At 67.1% G+C, this 2,312-nt stretch carries 3 protein-coding genes; 1 reads left to right on the top strand and 2 read right to left on the bottom strand.

The features are described 5' to 3' along the window. Window positions 1–308: 308 nt before the first annotated feature. Window positions 309–617 (top strand): VF_A0006 family four-cysteine protein, encoded by a 309-nt coding sequence (locus JMF90_RS33890; protein WP_012329261.1) that lies wholly within the window; start codon window positions 309–311, stop codon window positions 615–617. An 86-nt stretch (window positions 618–703) separates the two neighbouring features. On the opposite strand, the gene JMF90_RS33885 is transcribed toward JMF90_RS33890, so the two are convergent. Both JMF90_RS33885 and JMF90_RS33880 read right to left on the bottom strand, forming a co-directional pair. Next, window positions 704–1,519, bottom strand: coding sequence for a MetQ/NlpA family ABC transporter substrate-binding protein (locus tag JMF90_RS33885; protein ID WP_006477742.1), 816 nt, complete (start codon window positions 1,517–1,519; stop codon window positions 704–706). A gap of 211 nt (window positions 1,520–1,730) precedes the next feature. Next, window positions 1,731–2,312: methyl-accepting chemotaxis protein (locus JMF90_RS33880; RefSeq protein ID WP_236598091.1), on the bottom strand; the 582-nt coding region annotated here is incomplete at its 5' end.

Here is a 2,312-nt window from a genome sequence, read left to right as displayed (position 1 = left end):
GGTTCTGGATGATGGATTCCCGCCGCCGTCGGGCGGGCGCCGCCCGTGCGTACGAAACGCGGGCGATCGGCCCGCGCATGCTCCGGGAAAGCATGCAGCGGCGAACGCACGAGGATACCATTTCCGCAGACCACCGCCTGACTCCACGCTTTCACGCGGCACGCCGGACGCAGCCCTCGCCGAGGCCCCGCGAAGGCGTCCAAAGCCCCGCCGGTGGCGGCTCCGGCGCGTGTCGGCCAACGCGTCAGCCGTGCTCATGGCTTTACGCTATGCTGTCGGCCGACCCAATCCACTCCATCGGAGGGCAGATGAAACGGGGTATCCGAGCCGTCGCGTTCGCCGCCGTCGCACTGGCGCTGCCGGGCGCGGCGTTCGCACTGACCGACGGCAGCGCGCAATACGACGACTGCATGCTCAATGCGCTGCGCGAAAGCCGCAACGGCGCGGCGGCCCAGTTGATCCAGCGCTCGTGCGACGCGCTGTACCGCAACAACGCGATGCTGCTGCCGCGCGAGCGGCGCTTTCACGAGTGCGTCGTGCAGTCGCTGCCCGGCGTGCGCGACAACTACGCGATCCAGCAGATCATGTCGATCTGCTCGCGGCGCGGGGAGATGTAGGCATAGGCGCGCGTGCCGCGCCAATGAAAAAAGGGCCTGCGCGATGCAGGCCCTGTTCGTTCAGCGGTCCGACCGGTGAGCAGCGTTCAGAACGACGCGACCATCGAGCCCTTGAACTGCTTCTTGATGAATTCCTTCACTTCCGGCGACTGGTACGCCTTGACCAGCTTCTTCACCCACGGCTGATCCTTGTCCTTCGCGCGCACGGCGATCAGGTTCGCGTACGGGCTGGTCAGCGCCTCGAGTGCGATCGCGTCCTTGGTCGGCTGCAGGTTCGCGGCCAGCGCGTAGTTGGTGTTGATCACGGCCGCATCGACGTCCGACAGCACGCGCGGCAGTTGCGCGGCGTCGAGTTCGGAGATCTTCAGCTTCTTCGGGTTCTCGGCGATGTCGAGCACCGTCGCGTTGTTGCCGCCCGTGCCGGCGCCCGCCTTCAGCTTGATCACGCCTTGCGTCTGCAGCAGCAGCAGCGCGCGGTTTTCGTTCGACGGATCGTTCGGCACCGCGAGCTTCGCGCCCTGCGGCAGATCCTTCAGCGACTTGAACTTCTTCGAGTACACGCCGATCGGCGAGATGTAGGTCAGGCCCGCGCTGACGATCTTGTAGCCGCGCTGCTTCACCTGGCTGTCGAGGTAGGGCTGGTGCTGGAAGCTGTTCGCGTCGAGGTCGCCCGAATCGAGCGCCGCGTTCGGCTGCACGTAGTCGTTGAACTCGATGACCTTCACGTTCAGGCCTTCCTTCTCTTTCGCGACCTTCTGCACGACTTGCCATACTTCCGAATCCGGGCCGGCGACCGTGCCGACCTTGATCACCTTGTCTTCGGCGTGCGCGCCGGCCGACAGCGTCAGCGCGGCACCGGTGGCCAACACGGAAAATACCTTCAGGAGACTGCGACGCTTCATCTGTTTCTCGCTTGCTTGCTTACTTGAAATGGGGCGCGATACGGGTATGCCCGGACTCGCAGGAAGGGCCAAATGGTGTCACAGGATCGGTGGGAAGTGAAATACATCCCGCTCATATGGGTATGCACCAGCGCAGTGCTGGGGGCCGACGCGTCGACTCGGCCGTTAGTTGCATTTCTCGCTCAACGCATCGGCCCGTCGACCGACCGCGTCACGCCGCCACCGCCTCGTCGGCCGTCTGCTTGCCGAAGGCCGGCTCGGCTGCCCGCGCGCCGGCTCCGCGCGGCGACGCGCCGCCGGTATTGCCGACCCGGAACGCGCCGACCGCATCGCGCAGCCGTGCGGCCTGCTCCTGCAGCGACGCGGCCGCCGCCGCAGCTTCCTCGACCAGCGCCGCATTCTGCTGCGTCACCTGGTCCATCTGCGTGACCGCGCGCCCGACCTGCGTGATGCCGCTCGCCTGCTCCTCGGACGCGGCCGCGATCTCGCCCATGATGTCGGTCACGCGCGCGACCGCCTGCAGGATCTCGCCCATCGTCGTGCCGGCCTGGCCGACCAGCGTCGAGCCGTTGCGCACGCGCTCGACCGAATCGACGATCAGCTCGCGAATCTCTTTCGCGGCCGTCGCGCTGCGCTGCGCGAGCGAACGCACCTCGCCCGCGACCACCGCGAAGCCGCGCCCCTGCTCGCCCGCGCGCGCGGCCTCGACCGCCGCGTTCAGCGCGAGGATGTTGGTCTGGAATGCGATGCCCTCGATCACGCCGATGATGTCGGCGATCTTGCGCGAACTGTC

The sequence above is a fragment of the Burkholderia sp. E168m23 genome, assembly GCF_016586125.1.
GTDB lineage: Bacteria > Pseudomonadota > Gammaproteobacteria > Burkholderiales > Burkholderiaceae > Burkholderia > Burkholderia orbicola.
Note: the sequence above shows the minus strand (reverse complement) of the source record. Positions and strands in the feature narration are given on the sequence as shown.